At 74.8% G+C, this 1,291-nt stretch carries 1 pseudogene; it reads left to right on the plus strand.

The features are described 5' to 3' along the window. A pseudogene (locus GWI24_RS44520) lies at window positions 1–1,291 on the plus strand (hypothetical protein); the annotation flags it as partial.

Consider the following 1,291-nt stretch of genomic DNA (forward strand, 5'->3'; position numbering starts at 1 on the left):
ACGTCCCCGGCCCCGCCGCTGCCGTTCCCGCCCCGGCCGATGAGCTGGCCCGCGTCCAGCGCTTCCGGGACGCGGCGTCCCCGGAGGCGTACCGGCTGGCGGCCCATCTGGCCGCCGTGGCCCCGCTGCCGGTGCCGGTGATGCGGATGGTGCAGAAGGCGGTGGACGGCCGGACCGACACCGGGCGGCTGGCCGAGGTGTTCCTGGGCGGGCTGATGCGCCCCGTCGAACCGCCCCCCTCGGCGGGTTCGGACCCGCTGCCGCCCGAACACCGCCCCTTCACCTTCACCGACGCGGCACAGCGGGCGCTGCTGGGCGCGGTGCCGCTCGCGGAGCTGGTCGCGACCAGCCGGCTCATCGGCCGTCGTCTTGAGCAACTGGCGGGCCGCTCCCCCGACTTCCCGGCCTGGCTGGCCGACCCGGGCGGCAGCGACCGGCTCCCCTCCGGCGCCCGGCCCTTCAGCACGGTGGAGCGACGGCTGGCGGCCCGGCTGGGGGCCACGTCGCTGTCGTCGGCGTTCGCGACCCGTACGGCGGCGCAGCAGTGGCGCCGTCTGGAGCCCGGAGATCCACGCACCATCGGTCCGTACCGGCTGACGATGGCCGGACCACCGGGAGCGCGACTCACTCCGTATCTGGGCCGGGACGCGTACGACGCGGAGGCCGTCGTCCAGGTCGCCCGGCGTCTGAGCGGCCGGCAGGCCGCCGGCCTGCTGGCGGTGGAGGCGGAGGCGCTGCGCCGGATGGACGGCCGCTACACCCGCCGTCTGCTGCGCGAGGGGCTGGACGACGACGTTCCGTGGATCGCGGAAGAAGCCTTCATCGGGGAACGGCTGGACTTCGTCCTGCACGGCGAAGCCGAGCGGTGGGGCGACCGGCCGGACGGTTCCCTGCCTACCAGCCCCGAGCGCTGGGACGGGCATACCGCCCTCGCGCTCGCCCGCAAGGTCGCGGACGCCGTGCGGATCTCCGAGGACGTGCGGATGGTGCACGGCGACCTCAGCATCAGCACCGTACATATCGCCGGTGCGGACATCCTCCTGACCGGCTGGTCGTCGGCCACCATCGACAGGATGCCGTCCCCGGCGTCCGCCGACGGCCGCCCGCCGACCTCCGAGGATGTCGTCGGTGCGCTGGGCGACATCCTGCTGTGCCTCGGCGGTGGGGCACAGACGCGTCATCCCGCTCCGGGGCTGTATTTCATGCCGCGCTGGAGCGGCGCCGCCTGGGAACCGCTCCGCGCCATGGTGATGGCATGCCGGGAGAACCCCCGCTACCACACCGCACGCGG

The organism is Streptomyces sp. MK37H, assembly GCF_018035285.1.
GTDB lineage: Bacteria > Actinomycetota > Actinomycetes > Streptomycetales > Streptomycetaceae > Streptomyces > Streptomyces endocoffeicus.